Source organism: Pantoea sp. CCBC3-3-1 (assembly GCF_007981265.1).
In the GTDB taxonomy this organism is placed as follows: Bacteria; Pseudomonadota; Gammaproteobacteria; order Enterobacterales; family Enterobacteriaceae; genus Erwinia.
Genome location: NZ_CP034363.1, coordinates 2,292,720 through 2,312,449, shown reverse-complemented (window position 1 = coordinate 2,312,449; position 19,730 = coordinate 2,292,720). Strand labels below are relative to the sequence as shown.

Annotated in this window: 20 protein-coding genes; 13 read left to right on the top strand and 7 right to left on the bottom strand. The window is 55.7% G+C overall.

Annotation, left to right across the window (positions count from 1 at the left end):
* Window positions 1–193 precede the first annotated feature (193 nt).
* From EHV07_RS10835 to EHV07_RS10810, 6 genes are read left to right on the top strand one after another with little or no spacing between them, the layout of a single operon-like run.
* On the top strand, window positions 194–1,117 hold the full coding sequence (locus tag EHV07_RS10835) for an ABC transporter substrate-binding protein (RefSeq protein ID WP_147197781.1): 924 nt from the start codon (window positions 194–196) through the stop codon (window positions 1,115–1,117).
* Between the two features lie 15 nt (window positions 1,118–1,132).
* The gene (locus tag EHV07_RS10830) at window positions 1,133–1,642 is read left to right on the top strand and encodes a GNAT family N-acetyltransferase (protein WP_147197779.1); all 510 of its coding nucleotides are present in this window, start codon (window positions 1,133–1,135) and stop codon (window positions 1,640–1,642) included.
* A gap of 9 nt (window positions 1,643–1,651) precedes the next feature.
* Window positions 1,652–2,575: an amino acid ABC transporter permease gene (locus EHV07_RS10825; protein ID WP_147197777.1), complete on the top strand. Its 924-nt coding sequence runs from the start codon at window positions 1,652–1,654 to the stop codon at window positions 2,573–2,575.
* Window positions 2,576–2,593: 18 nt separating this feature from the next.
* The gene (locus EHV07_RS10820; RefSeq protein ID WP_147197775.1) at window positions 2,594–3,415 is read left to right on the top strand and encodes an amino acid ABC transporter ATP-binding protein; all 822 of its coding nucleotides are present in this window, start codon (window positions 2,594–2,596) and stop codon (window positions 3,413–3,415) included.
* Between the two features lie 8 nt (window positions 3,416–3,423).
* Entirely contained in the window at window positions 3,424–4,575 is a 1,152-nt protein-coding gene (locus EHV07_RS10815) for an amidohydrolase (RefSeq protein ID WP_147197773.1), read from the top strand.
* Window positions 4,576–4,589: 14 nt separating this feature from the next.
* Complete coding sequence (locus tag EHV07_RS10810) at window positions 4,590–5,429, top strand: VOC family protein (protein ID WP_147197771.1); 840 nt, start codon at window positions 4,590–4,592, stop codon at window positions 5,427–5,429.
* Window positions 5,430–5,474: 45 nt separating this feature from the next.
* On the opposite strand, the gene EHV07_RS10805 is transcribed toward EHV07_RS10810, so the two are convergent.
* Together EHV07_RS10805 and EHV07_RS10800 are read right to left on the bottom strand one after the other, a co-directional pair.
* Window positions 5,475–6,524 carry a PLP-dependent cysteine synthase family protein gene (locus EHV07_RS10805; RefSeq protein ID WP_174822358.1) on the bottom strand — a complete coding sequence of 350 codons (1,050 nt, stop codon included), beginning with the start codon at window positions 6,522–6,524 and terminating at the stop codon, window positions 5,475–5,477.
* Window positions 6,525–6,538: 14 nt separating this feature from the next.
* A complete protein-coding gene (locus EHV07_RS10800) occupies window positions 6,539–7,321 on the bottom strand; it encodes an ABC transporter ATP-binding protein (protein WP_147197768.1) in 783 nt (260 codons plus the stop codon).
* 191 nt (window positions 7,322–7,512) lie between these two features.
* Here EHV07_RS10800 and EHV07_RS10795 point away from each other — a divergent pair, with 191 nt between their 5' ends.
* Both EHV07_RS10795 and EHV07_RS10790 read left to right on the top strand, forming a co-directional pair.
* Window positions 7,513–8,553: an ABC transporter substrate-binding protein gene (locus EHV07_RS10795; protein ID WP_174822357.1), complete on the top strand. Its 1,041-nt coding sequence runs from the start codon at window positions 7,513–7,515 to the stop codon at window positions 8,551–8,553.
* A 12-nt stretch (window positions 8,554–8,565) separates the two neighbouring features.
* A complete protein-coding gene (locus EHV07_RS10790) occupies window positions 8,566–9,573 on the top strand; it encodes an ABC transporter permease (protein ID WP_147197766.1) in 1,008 nt (335 codons plus the stop codon).
* Window positions 9,574–9,717: 144 nt separating this feature from the next.
* Here EHV07_RS10790 and EHV07_RS24505 read toward each other — a convergent pair whose 3' ends face one another.
* The gene (locus tag EHV07_RS24505; protein WP_168199617.1) at window positions 9,718–9,969 is read right to left on the bottom strand and encodes a hypothetical protein; all 252 of its coding nucleotides are present in this window, start codon (window positions 9,967–9,969) and stop codon (window positions 9,718–9,720) included.
* Window positions 9,970–10,359: 390 nt separating this feature from the next.
* Here EHV07_RS24505 and EHV07_RS10785 point away from each other — a divergent pair, with 390 nt between their 5' ends.
* Window positions 10,360–11,475, top strand: a complete 1,116-nt coding sequence (locus tag EHV07_RS10785; RefSeq protein WP_147197764.1) for an NADH:flavin oxidoreductase — start codon at window positions 10,360–10,362, stop codon at window positions 11,473–11,475.
* Window positions 11,476–12,049: 574 nt separating this feature from the next.
* Window positions 12,050–12,430 carry a helix-turn-helix domain-containing protein gene (locus EHV07_RS10780; RefSeq protein WP_147197762.1) on the top strand — a complete coding sequence of 127 codons (381 nt, stop codon included), beginning with the start codon at window positions 12,050–12,052 and terminating at the stop codon, window positions 12,428–12,430.
* A gap of 282 nt (window positions 12,431–12,712) precedes the next feature.
* On the opposite strand, the gene EHV07_RS10775 is transcribed toward EHV07_RS10780, so the two are convergent.
* The 4 genes from EHV07_RS10775 to EHV07_RS10760 all read right to left on the bottom strand — a co-directional run bounded on the left by EHV07_RS10775 (window position 12,713) and on the right by EHV07_RS10760 (window position 16,471).
* The gene (locus EHV07_RS10775; protein WP_147197760.1) at window positions 12,713–13,525 is read right to left on the bottom strand and encodes a MetQ/NlpA family ABC transporter substrate-binding protein; all 813 of its coding nucleotides are present in this window, start codon (window positions 13,523–13,525) and stop codon (window positions 12,713–12,715) included.
* 14 nt (window positions 13,526–13,539) lie between these two features.
* The gene (locus tag EHV07_RS10770; protein WP_147197757.1) at window positions 13,540–14,208 is read right to left on the bottom strand and encodes a methionine ABC transporter permease; all 669 of its coding nucleotides are present in this window, start codon (window positions 14,206–14,208) and stop codon (window positions 13,540–13,542) included.
* Window positions 14,205–15,227: a methionine ABC transporter ATP-binding protein gene (locus EHV07_RS10765; RefSeq protein ID WP_147197755.1), complete on the bottom strand. Its 1,023-nt coding sequence runs from the start codon at window positions 15,225–15,227 to the stop codon at window positions 14,205–14,207. The genes EHV07_RS10770 and EHV07_RS10765 overlap by 4 nt, the downstream gene beginning before the upstream one ends.
* A 284-nt stretch (window positions 15,228–15,511) precedes the next feature.
* Window positions 15,512–16,471, bottom strand: coding sequence for an Rpn family recombination-promoting nuclease/putative transposase (locus tag EHV07_RS10760; protein ID WP_147197753.1), 960 nt, complete (start codon window positions 16,469–16,471; stop codon window positions 15,512–15,514).
* 339 nt (window positions 16,472–16,810) lie between these two features.
* On the opposite strand from EHV07_RS10760, the gene EHV07_RS10755 reads away from it, so the two are divergent.
* Genes EHV07_RS10755 through EHV07_RS10745 form a run of 3 tightly spaced genes read left to right on the top strand, consistent with a single transcriptional unit; the run spans window position 16,811 to window position 19,691 of the window.
* On the top strand, window positions 16,811–17,812 hold the full coding sequence (locus EHV07_RS10755) for an MsnO8 family LLM class oxidoreductase (RefSeq protein ID WP_147197751.1): 1,002 nt from the start codon (window positions 16,811–16,813) through the stop codon (window positions 17,810–17,812).
* The gene (locus EHV07_RS10750) at window positions 17,809–18,375 is read left to right on the top strand and encodes a GNAT family N-acetyltransferase (RefSeq protein ID WP_147197749.1); all 567 of its coding nucleotides are present in this window, start codon (window positions 17,809–17,811) and stop codon (window positions 18,373–18,375) included. The genes EHV07_RS10755 and EHV07_RS10750 overlap by 4 nt, the downstream gene beginning before the upstream one ends.
* Complete coding sequence (locus EHV07_RS10745; protein ID WP_147197748.1) at window positions 18,372–19,691, top strand: LLM class flavin-dependent oxidoreductase; 1,320 nt, start codon at window positions 18,372–18,374, stop codon at window positions 19,689–19,691. The genes EHV07_RS10750 and EHV07_RS10745 overlap by 4 nt, the downstream gene beginning before the upstream one ends.
* The last annotated feature ends 39 nt before the right edge of the window (window positions 19,692–19,730 follow it).

Here is a 19,730-nt window from a genome sequence, read left to right as displayed (position 1 = left end):
ATCTCGCTGCCGCGGCTAAATATTAAATTTCACTTAGCATTGTTGGAAATAACAAAATACGCAGCGTAAAAATAAAGCCGAAAAGTTTTCTCTGGTAATTGTTATTTCCCCCTATGGTTATTTGTTTTTGTTGTTTTACTTAAGCCTGCGCATCCTGAATAGTGCAATCAATTCACCGCAGGGATAAAAATAAATGATGCATAGCAATCGCTTAACCACGTTAACACTGCTGCTGGGGCTGAGTGCCAGCGTGCAGGCAGCACCCGGTATCGACCTGATCGCTAACGAAAAACCGATTCATACACCACAAAGTGATAAAGCGAAATCGCTGATCCCGGCTAATTTTAAATTTGTTACGCCCGGCACGCTGACCGTCGCTACCGCAGTTTTGGGGAGCGCCCCGCCGTTTGGCCTGTTCGCCCGGGATAATAAAACCGTTATTGGTAGTGAAGCGGATATGGCCCGCCTGGTCGCCGACGGGCTGGGATTAAAAGTGAAAATCGTTCCCGCCTCATGGGAAGACTGGCCGCTTGGCGTCGCCTCCGGGAAATACGATGCGGCGATTTACAATATTACCGTGACCAAAGAACGCAAGGCCCGTTTTGATTTTGCCACCTACCGTCAGGATACGCTGGGCTTTTATGTTAAGAGCAACAGCAAAATAAGCAAAATAGCGTCGGCACCCGATATTGCGGGCAAGCGCATTATTGTTGGTTCCGGCACCAATCAGGAAGCGATCCTGCTGCAATGGGATAAAGAAAATCAGGCCAAAGGCCTTCCCGCCGTGCAGCCGCTTTACGTGACCGACGACGCCGCCGCGACGCTGGCGATCCAGTCGGGCCGCGCCGATGCCACCTTTGGCCCCAACGTCACCGGCGCGTATAAAGCCAAACTGACCGGCACCACCCGGCTGGCGGGGACGGTGGCGGGCGGCTGGCCGAAAACCGCTAACGTCGCCGTTACGCTGAAAAAAGGTAACGGTTTAGTCAATGCCGTACAGGCCTCGCTTGACAGCGCTATTGCCAGCGGTAGCTATCTGCAAGTGCTGGATCGCTGGGGCGAGTCGGTTGAAAAAATTGATCATTCCGAAATTAACCCGCCGGGCCTTGGCGACTGATAACGGGAGAAGCTGATGATTGAAGAAACCTTTGTCCATACCCGCCCGGACGATCCGCTGATTGAGCCGATCATTGAAGGACTGTTTGCCGAATATCGCGCCCGCTACGGCGACTATTTCGGCGAACAGGAAGAGGAGCCGCTGGACTATTATGCGCCGCCGGACGGCGCATTTATCGTCCTGCTACGCCATGAAACGCCAATTGCTATGGGTGCATTCAAGCGTTACGACGCCCAGACTGCCGAACTGAAACGCATCTGGACGCACCCCAGTATGCGGCGGCAGGGGCTGGCGCAGAAGGTGCTGCTGGAGCTGGAGCGGCTGGCCGCGTTGCAGGGCTATAGCGATCTGTTTTTGACCACCGGTTTCCGTCAGCCTGAAGCGGTACGGCTTTATCTGGCGCAGGGCTATCTGCCGCAGTTCGATCCGCTGGCGGATCCGGAGATCTATTCGCGGCCGCCCTATGATGGTCGCCTGCCCTTTATTAAAACGTTGCTCACCCAGCCCGTTCAGCGCAGCGCATAGGAGTACGCGATGACCTTTAAAACCCTGTCCCGGCCACAGATCGCCAGCCAGCATCACGCCCGGCTCACGGTCGTTCCGGCTCGCTACCCTTTACGGCTGCTCGGGGCACTGTTCTCCCTGTTTATTCTGCTGGGCATTATTGAGTCCGTCGCCACCAATCCACGCTGGGAATGGCAGGTCTTTGCCCAGTGGTTCTTTGACCCAACCATTCTTGGCGGGTTGGGAAGAACGCTGCTGCTGACGCTGCTGGGCACGGTGTTCGGCTGCGTTATCGGGACCGGTCTGGCGCTGGCAAGGCTGTCGAAATCCTGGCTGCTGAACGCGCTCGCCTGGGGATACATCTGGCTTTTCCGTTCCCTGCCGCTGCTGCTGGTGCTGATCATCCTCTACAACTTCTCGTATCTGTACGACAACCTGTCGGTGGGGATCCCGTTCACTTCCCTGACCTTCTTCAGCTATTCCACTACCGACCTGCTGGATCAGTTTTCCGTTGCGGTATTGGGGCTGTCGCTGGTGCAGGCGGCTTACACCGCGGAAATCATTCGTGGGGGTATTGCCGGTGTGGATCATGGTCAGTATGAAGCGGCTGCCGCGCTGGGTTTACCGCCTTCGCGCCGGACCTTTCGCATTATTCTGCCGCAGGCGTTACGGGCGATTTTACCCACCGGTTTCAACGAGGTCATCAGCCTCGCTAAAGGCACCTCGATTGTTTACGTGCTGTCGATGCCTGAACTGTTTTATACCGTGCAGGTGCTTTACAACCGCACGCAGCAGGTGATCCCGCTGCTGATGGTGGCCAGCGTCTGGTATCTGCTGATTACCACCGTGCTCTCCGTCATTCAGCACTACGTCGAGCGTTATTTCTCACGCGGTGTCCTGCGCCAGTCCTCCCCTGGCCGGTTCGCTTTTTTCCGCCGTACTGCACGCGCGTAATTTCTGAGGAACTCTCTGATGTCTGAAGCTTTTGAACTCTATCCGCAGCACCGCGATGTCCGTCCGCTTCCAGAGACCCGTCAGGGCCGGATCGATATCAGCAATATCAGCAAACGCTATGGTGCCTTTACCGCGCTGGATAACGTCAGTCTGACGATTGAGCCCGGAACGGTTAACGTCATTCTCGGGCCTTCCGGCTCCGGCAAATCTACCCTGCTGCGCACGATAAATCATCTTGAGCGGGTGGATGAAGGATTTATCCAAATCGACGGCGAGTATGTCGGCTACCGGCAAAAAGGCGACCGCCTGTATGAGCTGAAAGAGCGGGCAATCCTTAAACAGCGTATTCAGGTTGGCTATGTTTTCCAAAGCTTTAACCTCTTCCCACATCTGACCGTGCTGGACAACATCATTGAAGCCCCCGTGGTGCATGGTCTTTTCACCCGCAAACAGGCAATCGAACGGGCTTATGACCTGCTGGATACCGTTGGGCTGCGAGATAAAGCGCTGGCCTGGCCGCGTCAGCTTTCCGGCGGTCAGCAACAGCGCATTGCGATTGCCCGCGCGCTGGCGTTGAATCCGAAAGTGATGCTGTTCGACGAACCCACGTCGGCGCTGGACCCGGAACTGGTGGGCGAAGTGTTGGAGGTGATTAAAAAGCTGGCGAAGTCGGGCGTGACGCTGGTGGTGGTCACGCATGAAATCGGCTTTGCCCGCCAGGTAGCCGATCGGGTGGTATTTATGGTTGACGGCAAAATTGTGGAATCGGGCAGCGCCGAGCAGGTGCTGACCCGGCCCGCGCATCACCGTACCCAACGCTTCCTGGAACGGGTCATTTAGGAGAGAAGATGAATTTTGACAGTCAACTGATTGCCTGGCGGCGTGAACTGCACCAGCATCCTGAACTCTCCGGCGAAGAGTTTGCTACCACGGCGCGGATCCGCCAGTGGCTGGAACAGCAGGCTATCCGCGAAATCGATTACGGGCTGAAAACCGGCGTGGTGGCAGAAATTGGCAGCGGCGAGGCGCTGATTGCCTTGCGGGCCGATATCGACGCGCTGCCGATTGAAGAAGCGACCGACCGCCCTTTTCGCTCGTCCACCGCTGGCGTGATGCACGCCTGCGGCCACGATTTGCACAGCTCGGTCATGCTGGGCGCGGCACAATTGCTGAAGGCGAAAGAAAAGCAGCTGGCCGGCCGTGTGCGCCTGCTGTTTCAGCCCGCTGAAGAGATTTTTACCGGGGCGAATCAGCTGTTAGAAGCTGGCGTATTGCAAGGCGTGCAGGCGATATTCGGTATGCATAACGCACCGGAATACCCGCTCGGCACGCTAAGAACCCGCGGCGGCGCTTTTTATGCCAACGTCGATCGTTTTACCCTCCGCGTTACCGGCAAAGGCGCGCACGCCGCCCGTCCCCAGGAAGGTGTGGATGCGATTGTGGTTGCCAGCAGCATTGTCACCGCACTGCAAACGCTGCCCAGCCGGACTTACAGCTCGCTCGAGTCGGTGGTGGTCAGCGTTGCCCGCATCAGCGGGGGGAATACGTGGAACGTGCTGCCGCAAACGGTAGAATTGGAAGGCACAGTCCGCACCCATAACGATCGGATCCGCCAGCAAATCCCGCAAAAAATCCGCCAGATCATTGACGGCGTTTCCGCGGCGCTGGGTGCCCAGGCGGAACTTATCTGGCAACCCGGCCCACCTGCGCTGGTTAACACGCCAGCATGGGCGACGTTCTGCCTGGATGTTGCCACCGACAGCGGTTACCGTGCTGAACGGGCAGAGCTGCAAATGGGCGGCGAAGATTTTGCGTTTTATTTGCAGCAGATCCCTGGCGCTTTTGTCAGTATCGGCAGCGCCAGCCCGTTTGGCCTGCACCATCCCGGTTTTGATCCTGACGAGGCGCTGCTGGCTCCAGCCGCCCGTTACTTCAGCCAGCTGGCGGAGCGCGCGCTGGCTAATATCACGGCACAAACACGGCAAACGACATCAGTCTGACTCGGGAGAGATCTATGTCTGCACTCGCACCTGTTCTCGATCATGCGGTCATTAACGTGGCCGATCGGCTTGATGAAGCCGCCACGCTGTTTCGCCGCCTTGGCTTTCAGTTAACGGCGCGCGGAAACCATTCTCTCGGCTCCAGCAATCATCTCGCCGTGCTGGGTGAAAACTATCTCGAACTGTTGGGTTATGAGCCGGGGGCGGCGGATCTGCGTAAAGCGATCTGGACTTCACCGCCCGGCCTGAACGGCCTGGTGTGGAAAACGCAGAACGCCGATGAAGTCTGGCAGCATCTGCGCGAGCGGGGCCTGGAAAGCGATCAACCTGAGCAATTTTATCGTCCGGTAACGCTTCCCGACGGGCAGGAGAAACAGGCTCGATTTTGCACCGTGCGGTTGAAAAACGGCGCGGTCGCTAACGGCCGCAGCTTTTTTTGCCAGCATCTGACGCCCGATGCTGTCTGGCAGCATGCGTGGCAACGCCATCCCAACGGCGCGGCAAATATTACCGATTTTGTTATCGCCGCCAGCGACCCCTTCTTCGCCGCCGAGGTTTACAGCCAGCTGTTTGGTGCAGAGTGGATTAAGCGTACCGAAGGCGGCGCAGAGCTGGCTGCTGGCGTGGCCAGGATACGTTTTCTAAAGCCGGAAGCGGTACTGGCGGAATATGGCTCGCTGCCCGGTGATTTTGACGGGTCTCCCCGCATGGCAGCGCTTGGTATTCGCACCACTTCTGCTGAAAGATTGCGGGTAAGCCTGATGGCGGGTGATATTCCCTTCACGCCGGTTAATGGTGCCTGTCAGGTGAAGGCGGAACATGCGTTCAACCTCGCGCTGCGGTTCTGGTGCTAGCCAGCAAGCCCGGCAGCAAAAAGCGGCCGGGCAAGCGTGGCAGATTCAGCCAACAGGTTCAGGCTGCGCGTGGCGTAACAGCGCCGCGTTTTTAAGCGCTTCAGGGGTGACAGTCGGATCGAACAACCCGGTGGAAAGATAGGTCAGGCCGCTGTCGGCAAGAATAGCGACAATGCGTTTACCGGCATTTTCCGGCCGGCGGGCAATCTCCCGAGCGGCATACAGCACTGCGCCGGAAGACTCTCCCACCAGCACCCCATCGGAAGCCGCCACTTCACGTGCAGTCGCCACCGCCTGCCAGCTTTCGACCGCAAAAGCCTCGTCGCACAGCTCCCGATCCAGCGTCAGCGGTACCCGTTCAGGCAACACGTGGCTGAAGGCATGCACGCCGGTTATCTCTCGCGTGTCGGGATTGTCGATATCAGGAATCGAATATTCGCCCGGCTCCACGCCAATCAGCCGGATAGCCGGGTTTTGTTCTTTCAGGTAGCGGCCGGTGCCGGAAAGCGTGCCGCCCGTGCCAACCGAGGCGACTAACAGATCGATGTCTCCTGCCGTTTGCTGCCAGATCTCGGGGCCGGTGGTCCGATAATGTGTCTGGGGATTTGCCGGATTCGTCAGCTGTCCGGTAAAGCAAATATTCGGCTCTTTCAGGATCACATTTTCAGCCAGCCAGCCCGCAGCAGCGACGAAATCCCCATCGCTTTCCTCAATAATTTTGTCGAATCCTGGCACCTGGCTGAAGGGAATAATCTCTGCGCCAAACGCCTGCAGTACGGCAAAGCGCTCCGCGCTTAATTTGTCATGCAGATAGACGCGAAACTTGTAACCTTTAGCCGCGGCAATCGCTGCCAGTCCGATGCCGGTATTGCCGCTGGTGGTGTCAACCAGCGTCATACCCGGTTTCAAACGGCCATCGCGCTCCGCCTCTTCCACCATCCCCAGCGCAATGCGGTCTTTTATACTGTGGTTGGGATTAAAATATTCCAGCTTGGCGATCAGTTCCGCCGGTAACTGAAACTGCCGGATAAAACCGTTCAGACGTAATAAAGGCGTCTGCCCCACCAGCTCATTAAGGCCATTGTGAATTGTCATTATGCGCTCCTGGCTCAGGATTCTGCTCCGAGCAGTTCCAGCGCCTGAGTACGTAGCTGGATCAGTCGGGGATCGTCACGGCGTCGCGGCCAGGGCAGCGATACCTGAATAGTTTCGATAATTCGCGCCGGACGCGGGCTGAATATCACCACGCGATCGGCCATCAGTAACGCTTCTTCCACGTCATGCGTTACCATTAGCGCGCTGAACTGCTGGTCACGCCACAGCGCCACCAGTTCCTGCTGCATCCTGATGCGGGTTAGCGAATCAAGCTTGCCGAGCGGCTCATCCAGAATCAGCAGTCTCGGCCGGTTTACCAGCGCCCTGGCCAGCGCGGCACGCTGCGCCATCCCGCCAGAAAGCTGATGCGGCCAGGCGTTGGCGAACTGACTCAGGCCCACTTTTTGCAGGATGCGATCGACGCGCTGCCGCCCTTCATCGGTTATTTTGCCGCGGGTTTCCAGCCCGAGCGCCACGTTGCGCCAGACGCTGCGCCATGGGTACAGCGTCGGGTCCTGAAAGACCACGACCCGGCTGGGATCCGGGCCATGCAGCGCGCTACCGTCTTCGGTGATTTCACCTGCCGCGGGTGCTTCCAGCCCGGCAACCAGGCGCAGCAACGTTGATTTACCGCAGCCAGAAGGCCCCAGCAGCGCCACAAACTCGCCCGGCCGCACCTGGAGAGAGACGTTATCCAGCACCGGCAATGTTTTTCCCTCCAGATAGAAGGCGTGGCTGACGTTATTAATTTCCAGCGCCAGACCGGTAGCCGGACTGAGCGTTTCCGCAACTGACATAATTCACCCTTCTGGTCGGTACTTTTCTTCAATATTTAACAAACACCGATAAAGGTAAATAAACAATACTGGCAAAGTTAACGCTGAAAATGAATAAGTTCAGGCTGGCAAAGTTAATGCGCTATTGTTATTTCAGCGCGACGCCATTCCCGGGGAATATAAGGAATACTTCATTATTCAGGGAATAACCCATGACCGGACTCACCGCATTATCACGCCGTTCTTTTCTGCAAAAAATTAGCTTACTGACTGCCGGGCTGAGTCTGGCCCCGGCGCTGCCGGTATGGGCGGCAACGGAGGATAAACTGACCACCGTTAAGCTCGCCTGGGGACAGACGGCAGTCTGTCAGGCTCCTATCTCCGTGGCGCTACAGCAGGGCTTTTTTAAAAAATATGGCCTCAATGTCGAGCCGGTAAATTTTAGCGGCCCGACGGATGCTCTGCTTCAGGCTATTGCTACCGGTCAGGCTGATGGCGGCATTGGCATGGCGCTACGCTGGCTCAAGCCGCTGGAACAAGGCTTTGATGTGGATCTGACGGTTGGCACGCACGGCGGCTGTATGCGCCTGCTGGCACCGAAAAACGCGGGGATCAACAGCGTGAAAGATCTGGTGGGCAAAAGCGTGGCCGTTACCGACCAGGCCAGTCCGATCCGCAACTTCTTCGCTATTCAGCTGGCCAAACAGGGAATCGATCCCGATAAGCAGGTCAACTGGGTACAGTATCCTGCCGACCTGTTTGGCGAAGCGCTGCGTAAAGGCGAAGTGCAGGCGCTGGCCACCGACGACCCGCAAGGCTGGCTGATTAAGCACCACGATGGCCTGATTGAAGTCGACAACAACCTGAACGGCGAGTACAAAAACCTGACCTGCTGCGTACTGGGCCTCCGCGGCTCTCTGGTGCGTGACAATCCGCAGGTCGCTCGCGCCATTACTCAGGCGATTGTCGATGCGCAGCAGTGGACTGCCGATCATCCTGCCGAAACGGCAAAAATCTTCGCGCCCTTCGTGCCCGGCCAGGTGCCGATTGAAGACATCACCGCCATGCTCAGCGAGCACACCCATCACCATCACTCTACCGGCGATCAGCTGCGCAAAGAAGTGGCGATTTACGTCAATGAGCTGAAAACCATTAACGTTATTCGTCCCGATACCGATGCCCGGCTGTTTGCCGAACATTACGTGCCGGAACTGCTGCCCGCCTCACATACTCAGCATCACGCAATGGCCTGATAAGGAGACCGCATGTCCAGTGAAACGCTTGACCATCTGAATCCTGCCCGCCAGGAGCAGCCGGTACTGACGCCAACGCTATTGCTGGCAATCGTTGCCTGGTGGGCGTTGGCCGCATTAATGATTGTCTGGCCGGATAAGCAGGTTGGCTTTGCACCGCCGCGCTTTGTAAATGAAACGCATCACCTGTTTGTGTTCTTTGCCAGCGTGCTGTCGGTGGCGGCTTTAGTCAGCAAGGCCGGTCTACGCCTGCTGGCCGATCCGCTGCGCCGTGGCGCGCGCTGGCTGGTGGCGCTGGCCGTGCTGATCGGCATCTGGGAGCTGGTGACGGCAAAACTGGCTCTCCTGCCGCCGCCGTTTTTTGCCCCACCGCGTGCGCTGATTGAAGCTTACGCCACCGACTGGCCGCGCCTTGGCGACAGCGTACTTAATTCGCTACGGCTGCTGGCGTTGGGTTTTCTGTTCGGCAGCCTGAGCGGTTTTGTTACCGGCGTTGCCATCGGCTGGTCGCGGGGTCTGGGCTACTGGGTGCATCCGGTATTGCGTTTCCTCGGGCCGGTGCCGTCCACGGCGCTGCTGCCGCTGGCGCTCTACTTTTTCCCTTCCAGCTTCTCCGCTGCCATTTTCCTGATTGCTCTGGCAACCTGGTTCCCGGTGACGGTACTGACCTGGTCGGGCGTGAGCAGCGTGGACAGCCGTTACTATGACGTGGCCCGCACGCTGGGTGCCAGCAACCTCTTTTTAATTCTGCGCGTGGCGGTGCCCGCGTCACTGCCGCACGTTTTTGTCGGGCTGTTTATGGGACTGGGCGCATCGTTCTCGGTGCTGGTCGCCGCTGAAATGATGGGCGTGAAGTCCGGCCTGGGATGGTATTTGCAGTGGGCGCAGGGCTGGGCGGCCTATGCCAATATGTATGGCGCGCTGATTGTGATGGCCGTGCTGTTTTCCTCGGTCATTACGTTATTGTTCAGCGTGCGCGATCGGACGCTGGCCTGGCAGCGTAACGGGGTGAAATGGTAAGGCTGTGACATCACTTATCCGATCGCAATAAAATAAAGTGCTCATTTGCGGATGGGCATTTTTAAATTTTATAAAATGCGGTGCCGGTATATTCAGGTCAATTTCATTCGCCAGCGCTTAGAGCGGTTATAGCCATCCACAACGTTAAAGGTGTGAAAACGCTTCATCGCGCAACATGTCGGGGCGGTAATGATAAACAGTATGGCTCAGAGAAAAAAGCGGCAGGCCTGTCTGACGCTGAGAGAAAAAGTCTGCACTACATGCTTTATCAGCTCCCGCTTTGCTACTGGCTTCAGAGTTTTTTTCAATCACATCTTTCTGATATCGCTGGCCTCCATACCACCGTATTTTGATTTCCAGTTGCAGTGACCTGCCCTCAAGATTAAATACATCCACTATATCGGTTAGTGACCCTGTGGACCCGCTCCCCGTATGTGATCCATTCATAATCAAGAATAACCGGCTTCAGTCTGGCTGCATATTCTGGCAACCGGCAGATTTTTCGGCGAATTCGGAAGGTCCCATCCAGCCTGGCGCAGAATGCCGCACAGGCCGCTCTATAACGGTAGAAGTATTGTGATTGCCCTCAGGCATGCGGTTTACTTGCATATACCTGGGCGACTCTAAGTGCGTTCTTGTCACCTTAATATATTTCGGATACCGTCAGGGTCTTTCCAGTAAGATCCTTTCAGAGGAGGCTTTGATGACTGTTACCGATGTCCTGTCTCACCCATTCCCTATTGGCGCCACTGAACTGCCGAACCGCACTTTCCAAAGGAGGCTCTGATGACTGCTACCGATGTCCTGTTTCGCCCGTTCCGTATTGGCGCCATGGAGCTGCCAAACCGCATCGTCATGGCACCCATGACCCGCAGCTTCGCAGTGGATGGGATCCCAGGTGCGGCGCATGCGTCGTACTATCGCCGTCGAGCGGAGGGCGGAGTCGGCCTTATCCTCTCCGAAGGTACAGTGATTGATCGCCCAGCGTCACGGAACGACCCGGGCGTCCCATTCTTCCACGGCGACGCGGCACTGGCCGGTTGGAAGGGCGTGATCGATGCGGTTCATGATGGCGGAGCCAGAATGGGCCCGCAGCTTTGGCATACCGGAGCGCTCAAGAGCTTCCTGACGGAGTGGGTGCCGGGTTCGCCCGTCGAAAGCCCGTCTGGATTGGAGGCACCAGGCGTTGAGCGCGGCGTCGCCATGAGCGATGGCGACATTGCCGATACGATCGCCGCCTTTGCCCGCGCCGCCAGTGACGCAAAGCGTCTTGGCTTCGACACCATTGAGCTACACGGGGCGCACGGCTACCTGTTTGACCAGTTCTTCTGGGCCGCCACCAACCGTCGGAACGACCGCTACGGTGGTGCCACGATCGGCGAGCGTTCGCGCTTTGCCGCAGAGGTCGTCGCGGCAGTTCGGGCGAGCGTCGGCCCCGACTTTCCGATCATCCTGCGCCTCAGCCAGTGGAAAGTGCAGGACTTCACCGCGCGGCTCGCGGAGACGCCCGATCTCATGGCCGACTGGCTGACTCCTTTAGTAGAGGCCGGCGTTGACGTGCTGCACTGCTCGCAGCGCCGATTCTGGGAGCCCGAGTTCCCGGACATCGATGGCGAACACGGCCTGAATTTCGCAGGCTGGGCCAAGAAGCTGACCGGCGCGGCCACGATCAGCGTCGGCTCGGTCGGCCTAACGGGAGACTTTATGGGCGCGTTCGGCGGTGAGGGCTCGTCTGCGGCCAAACTCGACAAACTTGTAGAGCGGATGGAGCGCGATGAGTTCGACCTTATCGCCGTCGGTCGCGCCCTCATCGCCGATCCGGCATGGTCTGAGAAAGTACGAACCGGCAATAGCAGCGCCCTGAAGGACTTTGACGCAGCCTCGCTCGCCAAACTGGTGTAGAAACAGGACGCGCCGTTCACCACCTCGAACCCGGCGTAACGAGATACGGAACAAAGAGGCCCCGGCCTGCCATATCGGAGATCGGGATGATCTTTGCGCCGGGGATTGACCAAATAGTTCGCGAGTTTGGGCTAACCTTACTCGCGGACTTCAATCAAAGCGACCGCCGCTTTGTGTTTCACAGCGATAGCTGCCCTGCCCATTCGTCCGCATAATAGTGGGCCACAGCGAATGCTGAGCCAAAGAGCATCATGACCAATGCGACTTACCTAAAGCGCACCGTACGGCATCAAGCCTGTGAGTAAAAGGGAATGTCGGTTGTCTGAATGCCCGTACCTAAGGGGTGATGAGCACGAGGCAGCATGCCGTTGTTGACGCGAAGAGCCGACAAGCCCTCCGACCAGATGCGTTGCCATGGCACAATCAATGCCGCCACGGCCACCGATCACGACAGCAATGCTTTCTGAAAGCCTGCTCATACGTCCTTCTGTCGCTGGTGACGATGTATGCTATCATTCCGATATCTAATTACAAAAAGGTACCTGAGAGTGCTCAGATATTAAGGCGTATACCCATGTCCAAAGAAGTGCTCGAACTGCCGCTTAATGTCACCGTGACGCGGCCCATCCTCGAACATATTGCCAACAAGTGGACAGTGTTGATCCTGAACGTCCTTTGCATGCAGCCGGTGCGGTTTAACGACCTCAAGCGCCGCCTTGATGGCATCACCCACAAGGCTTTGTCTGAGGCACTGAAGCGTCTGGAGCGCAACGGCCTTGTCAGTCGCAAAGTCCTGCCGACGCAGCCGGTCGGCGTCGAGTACACCATTACCGATCTTGGCTCCTCGCTACGCGAACCCTTTTCTGCCCTGTATAACTGGTCGCTCGCCAACGGCTCCGCGATGGAAAGAGCGCAGCGTGCGTATGACACATCGAGAAAGGATGGAGGGCTGTAAGAGGATATTTACTAGCCAGAGGGGATGGTGCCTTCTTCGCACACTGTGTCCAATTATGCTCTCCTGCGAGGCGGTAGTACCAATGGCCTGGATAGCGTTGCATTGACCCATTGAACTCACAGCCAGAAACGGGCGTTGCTAACATCAAGATTCACTAATCAATGGGGAGCAGGTCATAACTTCCCGTATAGCATAATCAATACTTCATCTGTGCAACACAGACACTATTTTTGACATAAAAAAGGCCGGTTTCCCGGCCTTTAATTAACGCAGAAGATTAAATCAGTTATTAACCGGAATAACAGCGCCTTTATATTTGGTGCGGATCCAGTCCTGAATCTGTTTGGAATGCAGCACGGTTACCAGCGCTTTAATATCCGGCTTGTTCTCGTCGCCACGATGCACGGTAATAATATTGGCATACGGGTTATTTTCGCCGCTTTCTACCGCGATAGGATCTTTAACCGGATCCAGGCCTGCATCGATAGCGTAGTTAGCGTTAATCACCACCGCGTCGCCTTCATCGTTGTTATACATCTGCGGCAGCAGCGCACCTTCAACGTTTGCCAGGAACTTCAGGTGTTTCGGGTTTTCCACGATGTCGCTGATGCGCGCATCCACTTTACTGACGCCTGGCTTCAGTTTAATCACGCCTTCTTTCTCAAAAATGGTCAGAATACGCCCTTCTTCCGCCACCGCATCACGCATGATCACTTTGCCGTTTTGCGGCAGATCTTTCAGCGACTTGTACTTTTTGGAATAGATGCCGATTGGCTCAATATGGATCGCGCCCGCGCTGACAAAGTCATAGCTTTTATCATCAGCGTGATCTTTCAGCACGCTGTTCAGATAAGGTACGTGCTGGAAATAGTTGGCGTCGATATCACGGCTGGCCAGCGCGGTGTTCGGCAGAATATAGTCCTGGAACGGTTTGATTTCCAGATCGATACCCTGCTTCGCCAGAACAGGTTTAGCCTGCTCGAGAATTTCAGCATGCGGTACGTTAGAAGCGCCGACAGTCAGCGTATCTGCCCACGCGCTCAGACTCAGCGCACCCAGCGTTGCTGCAGCCAGCAGCGTCAGTGTTTTTTTCATTTCATACCCCAAAGTTAGCGTTTATCGAGCCGTGTTGTCAGAACATCACCCAGGAACTGGATAATAAATACGATCACTAAAATCATTACCGTTGCCACCAGCGTTACATCACTGTGGTTACGCTGGAAGCCTTCCAGATAAGCCAGGTTGCCAAGACCCCCTGCACCAATCACACCCGCCATGGCGCTATAGCTCACCAAAGCAATCAGCGTGACGGTAATACCGGAAACCAATGCCGGAGAAGATTCCGGCAGCAGCACGCGAAAAATCAGCGTGCTCATCCGCGCTCCCATTGAGCGAGACGCCTCAATAACCCCTTTATCCACTTCACGCAGGCCGATTTCTACCAGACGCGCGTAGAACGGTGCCGCCCCGACAATCAGCGCAGGTAAAGCGGCATCGGCCCCCAAAATGGTACCGATCAGCGTTTTGGTGAACGGGATTAGCAATACAATCAGAATGATAAAAGGAATCGAACGGAAGACGTTAACCAGCACTGAAATCACCGAGTAAACGGCGCGATTCTGAAACAATCCGCCACGCGCGGTTAAAAATAGCGCAAGGCCCAGCAGAATACCCAGAACAAACGTCGCCACGCCGGAGAGCGCGGTCATATACAGCGTTTCACAGGTGGCGGCCCACAGCTGGTCCAGCTTCAAATGAGGAAAGAGTGACTCAATCATTTTGTAACCACCTCGGTAGTAATCGCGTGAGCATGTAAATCTGCGAGGATGCTTTCCAGCTGGCTGTTGCTGGCGGCAACCTGAAGCCAAAGCTCACCTAAATTTCCGTTAGCGGTTTGCGTCATCTTTCCGTGCAGGATGTTAAACGGTAGCGCATATTTCAGCGTCAGTTCGCCGACAATCGGCTGGCGGGTATTCTGACCAACAAAGGTCAGCTTCAGCACGTTGCCCGCGGAGTAGTCAACCAGCGCCGGATTGAACGGCGTATCGGCGCTGCTGTATTCTGTCGTCTGCTTCACAAACTGACGGGTGATCGGCATTTGCGGATGGGTAAAGACTGAAAGCACTTCGCCTTCTTCCACAATCCTCCCCGCTTCCATTACCGCTACGCGGTGACAGATTTTGCGCACCACATGCATTTCATGAGTGATGAGCACAATGGTCAGTTGCAGTTTACGGTTGATGTCCAGCAGCAGATCCAAAATCGCATCCGTGGTTTGCGGATCGAGCGCGGAGGTTGCCTCGTCGCACAGCAGCACTTCCGGGTTATTTGCCAGCGCGCGGGCGATGCCGACACGCTGCTTCTGGCCGCCGCTGAGGTTTGCCGGATAGGTATCCTCTTTCCCGTTCAGACCGACCAGCTCGATAAGTTCTTTGACTCTGGCTTTGATTGCCGCTTTTGGCGCGCCCGCAATTTGCAGTGAAAATGCAATATTTTCGCTGACCGTGCGTGACCACAGCAGGTTAAAGTGCTGGAAAACCATACTGATTTTCAGCCGCGCCGTACGCAGCGCCTCGCCTTTTGCCTGAGCAATATCTTTGCCCGCGATGGTGACGCTGCCGCTGGTCGGCTTTTCCAGCCCGTTGAGCAGACGGATCAGGGTGCTTTTCCCCGCGCCGCTGTAGCCGATAATGCCGTAGATCTGACCCTGGTCGACCTTCAAACTGACATCATCGACCGCCTTGATGGGGCCAGCGCTGCCATGAAAGGTTCTGGAAACGTTGCGCAAAACTATCATTTGTTGCCTGTTTTATTCGTCGAATATTTAGCGAAGCCGCTGGTTAAATGCACTGACTATTTTTAGTACGTTATTGGAAATACTTATAGCCTCCGCGATAGTAGGCAGGCGCGGACCTGCTGAAAAAGATTGTAATAGTATGTTATATAACCAAATGGAATAAAGATTCAGAATGACAGGTGGATTACGCTTTGGCAACAGGCGTGGCAGAGGTTTTTGTGGGATATAAGCGGGCGTGAATAATAATCAAACAGAAGACCGGCGAATGACCGGTCTTAATGGCATCAGTGGTGGATCTGAGCGAGATCGCCTTCGGTAAGATCGGTTAATTTTAAAATAGTGGCGCGTTCGAGACCGTTTTTCAGCATGGCCTGGGCGATTTTTAACGCTTCTTCTTTGCGTCCTTTTTCGATGCCGCGTTGTTCGCCAAGCTGAATCCCTTTTTCGATCCCTTTTTCGATGCCCGCCTGTTCAAGCTGCTGTGCAATAGTCATCAGTTCATCCTTATGTTGTGGCAGTCGCTGTGCCAGCTCGCGTATGAATATTTTTGCATTTGAAGCTTCACCTGCCTGAATAAGGTAGTTTATCAGCGAAACCAGCTGCTGTCCCGTCAGATATCCGTTGAGAAGCACGTCGGCTAATCGGTTTACCATATCGATCAGATCACGCTGGTAAATATGTTTTTGCAACAGCGTCAACGCCGCCATGCTGCGGTGTGACATAATGTCGTCGTCAGGTATTACGGTGACATCGACCAGCGCAAACGAAGCGGTATATATTTTCTCAGCCAGCGCAGGATTATCAAACTCCGCCAGCCAGTTTGTTGAGTACGGATAAGGACTCTGCCTGCCGGTGTAAAATAAAATCGGGATCACCAGAGGCAACTGACTGTATCCGGCATCAAGATGGCGCTGCATAGCAGCGACTGCATAACGCAGAAGTCGAAAGCCCATATGCCGATCGGGCGTGGACTGATGCTCGATAAGGACGTGAATATAGCCGTTCCCCTCCGTCGTTTTTACACTATAAAGTATATCGCTGTAACAGAGGCGTAAGCTTTCCTCCACAAAACTTCCTGACTCCAGCTTCAGCGTATTAAGATCGCAAATGCTTTGTAATTCTGCGGGTAAATGTAGTGCCATAAAATCTTTAGCAATATCAGGTTGAGTCAAAAACCATTTAAACGCGGAATCGTGTGGCGTACCGCTAAATCCTTTTTGGCGTTTTCCGTTTGTCTTAGCCATCCTCTCTTCCTGTTAGATAAATCCCTTTTTCCGGCAGGATCATATCTGAATGTCCGCATTTTTATAAAATTTAACGACTGATTTGCTAAACATCTTCCAAAATTTAAACGTAAGACGGCGCGCCGTTTTGTGGAATTCTTTTTAGAGCGAGAGCGGCGCGTGCCAGCAATATATATCGCTTTGCCGAAACGCGACGTTTCACATTCATTATTGTACTTTTACACCACCCGCGACCTGCCCCGATACTGTTATCACTTCTGATCTTCTGCGAATAAATCACACCGTCCGCTGGGCATGCTCTCAGCCACAGGTCAATTAACCTGAATGCAAGGAACACAGATGGGATACCGCTTATCGCTGCTGGAAAAAAGTCCGGTCGACGGCCAGGAAGGCGCTGCCGCCGCCCTGCAAAGAACCCTGGCGCTGGCGCAAAGCGCAGAACGCTGGGGATTTCATCGTTTCTGGCTGAGCGAGCATCATAATAATCCTCAGTTAGCGATTTCCTCTCCCGAGATTACCATTGCCTGGATACTGGCGCAGACCCGTCGCATCCGCGTTGGATCAGGCGGCGTGATGCTGCAACATTACAGTCCGTTTAAAGTGGCGGAGAATTTTAACCAGCTTGCCTCACTGGCTCCCGGCCGCGTCGATCTTGGCGTGGGAAAAGCGCCGGGAGGATTGCCGCTTTCTACCCGGGAGCTACAGCAGGGTATCCCTGGCGCCGATTTTCCTGCCCGATTACAGCAGCTAACTAACTGGCTACTGTCGCCAGCGGCGGCGAACGAGCCTGACAGCCCGATCGTCACCCCTGTGCCACCCGAACCTGCCGAACGTTTTCTGCTGGGTGCCAGCGTGGCCACCGCCCGTCTTGCCGCCGAGTCAGGCTGGCAGTTTGTTTTTGCGGCCCAGCTCAACGGCAGCGAGGAGGAGATTTCAAGCGCGATCGGCACCTATCACCGGCTCAGCCACGGACGCAAAGCCCTGCTGGCGGTTCCGGTCGTTGTCGCTGACAGCAAAGAACAGGCGGAAGATCTGTTAGGACCACGCCAGCAGTTTCGTCTCACCGATGCGGAAGGTCATCATGTTAGCGTCGGCAGTCTTGAGCAGGCCGAAGCCTGGATCAGACAATCGGGCGGCGGCCCCCATGATATTGAAGAGCGTCCGTCGCTGGTGCTGACCGGCACAACCGCGCAGGTTCATCGCCAGCTGGCGACCTTGCAGGCCCGCTATGGCATTGATGAATTTGTGATTGATACCCCCATAAGCAACGCTACCGCCCGCCTTGCTTCTCTGACTGCGCTCGCCTCGGGCTACGATGTGTTGTCAGGAGCGACGCTATGAACCGAATTCGACTTGCCCGCGAGGATGAGGCGCCTCAGCTGCATGCCCTGTTGCAGCGGGCCTACGCCAGCCTGCTCAAACATAATATTCACTTCACTATTACCCGGGCCAGCGTGGAGGACGTGCTTGCGGTCATCCGCCGTGAATCCACTTTCGTGCTGGAAACTGAACGCGGGCTGACAGCGACAATAACGGTGCGCATGCCCTGGCTGGCAGCGGAAAACGATCCCGCCCGCTGGCCCTTTATTCATTGGTTCGCGGTCGATGAAACGGCAAAAACTCAGGGTTATGGCAGCCAGATTATCCGCTATGCCGAAGAGGATTTTCTGCGTGACACGCTGAAGTCCCCAGCTGTTTATCTGGCGACGGCAATTCGCCATCCGTGGCTGACTTCGCTGTATGAACAGCGCGGCTACCAGCCGTTTCACTATCGGGTGAATCCGCTGGGCGTGGAACTCGTTTATATGAAAAAAGATCTCAAGCTGGCGGTAAATTCCTTTACGCCTTCACAGCCCTCCCCAGACCTCTGCGTCAAACGGGCCCGCTCCGGAGGATTAGCATGAACAGACAGTTGCATTTGGGGGCAATTATTCAGGGCGCGTCAGGAAATATGTCTGCCTGGCGCCATCCGGATGCCGTGGCAGACGCAAGCATCAACGTACAGTTTTGCCAGCAGCTGGCGCGCAAGGCTGAACAGGGCAAGTTCGATCTGTTATTTGTTGCCGACGGACTGTATATCACGGAAAAATCGATTCCACATTTTCTTAATCGTTTTGAACCCATTACCTTACTCTCGGCGCTGTCGCTGGTGACGAAGCATATTGGTCTGGTCGCCACCCTTTCCACTTCTTACAGCGAGCCGTTTACCGTCGCCCGCCAGTTTGCCAGCCTCGATCACCTGAGCGGAGGACGCGCAGGCTGGAACGTGGTGACCTCGCCTTTAGAAGGGTCGGCAAAAAACTTTTCACGCCTGGTGCATCCTGAGCATGATGAGCGCTATCGCATCGCTGCCGAATTTGTCACGGTGGTGAAAGGACTCTGGGATTCGTGGGAAGGCGACGCTTTTATACGCAACAAGCAGACGGGGCAGTTTTTTGCGCCAGAAAAAATGCATACGCTCAATCATCAGGGTGACTATTACCACGTACAGGGGCCACTGAACGTGGGCAGAACGCCGCAGGGCCGCCCAATTGTGTTTCAGGCAGGCGCCTCCGATCGGGGGAAAGCTTTTGCTGCTCAGGCGGCGGATGCAATTTATACTCGCCAGGAAACGCCCGAGCTGGCTAAAGCTTATGCTGATGATGTGCGCCGTCAGCGCGTGGCCAACGGCGGAAAACCTGAAAGTATTTTACTGTTTCAGGGGATTAGCGTCATTATTGGCGAGAGTCTGGAAGAGGCAGAGCGCCGCTATCAGCAGACCGCGCAGCTGGTGACGCTTGAGCAGGCGCTGGACTATTTAGGGCGCTATTTCGAACATCATGATTTCAGTCAGTACGATCCTGAAGCCCCGTTCCCGGACATCGGCGATTTAGGCAGCAATAGCTTCCGCAGCACCACGGATACAATCAAGAAACAGGCGGCAGAGCGGTCGTTGACGCTGCGTCAGGTCGCGCTTGAAGCCGCTACACCCCGTCCTACTTTCCTTGGTACCGCAAAGGATGTGGCGGACGGGCTGGCGCACTGGTTTACCACTGGCGCAGCCGATGGATTTATTGTGCGAGGCGGAACACCCACCTCGTTTGATGACTTTGTCGACCAGGTCGTGCCGATTTTGCAACAGCGCGGGCTGTATCGTACAGAATACGCAGGCGCAACCTTGCGTGAAAACCTTGGGCTGACGGAACCGGAAAATCAGTTTGTCGCGAAACAAGGTGAATAACATCAAGACTCATCCGCTCCTCAGGCTAAGTGCAATGAG

Bases quoted from the DNA above. Each gene is read 5' to 3' on its own strand.
- EHV07_RS10835 (WP_147197781.1), top strand. From the start codon at position 194: ATGATGCATAGCAATCGCTTAACCACGTTAACACTGCTGCTGGGGCTG.
- EHV07_RS10830 (WP_147197779.1), top strand. From the start codon at position 1,133: ATGATTGAAGAAACCTTTGTCCATACCCGCCCGGACGATCCGCTGATT.
- EHV07_RS10825 (WP_147197777.1), top strand. From the start codon at position 1,652: ATGACCTTTAAAACCCTGTCCCGGCCACAGATCGCCAGCCAGCATCAC.
- EHV07_RS10820 (WP_147197775.1), top strand. From the start codon at position 2,594: ATGTCTGAAGCTTTTGAACTCTATCCGCAGCACCGCGATGTCCGTCCG.
- EHV07_RS10815 (WP_147197773.1), top strand. From the start codon at position 3,424: ATGAATTTTGACAGTCAACTGATTGCCTGGCGGCGTGAACTGCACCAG.
- EHV07_RS10810 (WP_147197771.1), top strand. From the start codon at position 4,590: ATGTCTGCACTCGCACCTGTTCTCGATCATGCGGTCATTAACGTGGCC.
- EHV07_RS10805 (WP_174822358.1), bottom strand. From the start codon at position 6,524: ATGACAATTCACAATGGCCTTAATGAGCTGGTGGGGCAGACGCCTTTA.
- EHV07_RS10800 (WP_147197768.1), bottom strand. From the start codon at position 7,321: ATGTCAGTTGCGGAAACGCTCAGTCCGGCTACCGGTCTGGCGCTGGAA.
- EHV07_RS10795 (WP_174822357.1), top strand. From the start codon at position 7,513: ATGACCGGACTCACCGCATTATCACGCCGTTCTTTTCTGCAAAAAATT.
- EHV07_RS10790 (WP_147197766.1), top strand. From the start codon at position 8,566: ATGTCCAGTGAAACGCTTGACCATCTGAATCCTGCCCGCCAGGAGCAG.
- EHV07_RS10785 (WP_147197764.1), top strand. From the start codon at position 10,360: ATGACTGCTACCGATGTCCTGTTTCGCCCGTTCCGTATTGGCGCCATG.
- EHV07_RS10780 (WP_147197762.1), top strand. From the start codon at position 12,050: ATGTCCAAAGAAGTGCTCGAACTGCCGCTTAATGTCACCGTGACGCGG.
- EHV07_RS10775 (WP_147197760.1), bottom strand. From the start codon at position 13,525: ATGAAAAAAACACTGACGCTGCTGGCTGCAGCAACGCTGGGTGCGCTG.
- EHV07_RS10770 (WP_147197757.1), bottom strand. From the start codon at position 14,208: ATGATTGAGTCACTCTTTCCTCATTTGAAGCTGGACCAGCTGTGGGCC.
- EHV07_RS10765 (WP_147197755.1), bottom strand. From the start codon at position 15,227: ATGATAGTTTTGCGCAACGTTTCCAGAACCTTTCATGGCAGCGCTGGC.
- EHV07_RS10760 (WP_147197753.1), bottom strand. From the start codon at position 16,471: ATGGCTAAGACAAACGGAAAACGCCAAAAAGGATTTAGCGGTACGCCA.
- EHV07_RS10755 (WP_147197751.1), top strand. From the start codon at position 16,811: ATGGGATACCGCTTATCGCTGCTGGAAAAAAGTCCGGTCGACGGCCAG.
- EHV07_RS10750 (WP_147197749.1), top strand. From the start codon at position 17,809: ATGAACCGAATTCGACTTGCCCGCGAGGATGAGGCGCCTCAGCTGCAT.
- EHV07_RS10745 (WP_147197748.1), top strand. From the start codon at position 18,372: ATGAACAGACAGTTGCATTTGGGGGCAATTATTCAGGGCGCGTCAGGA.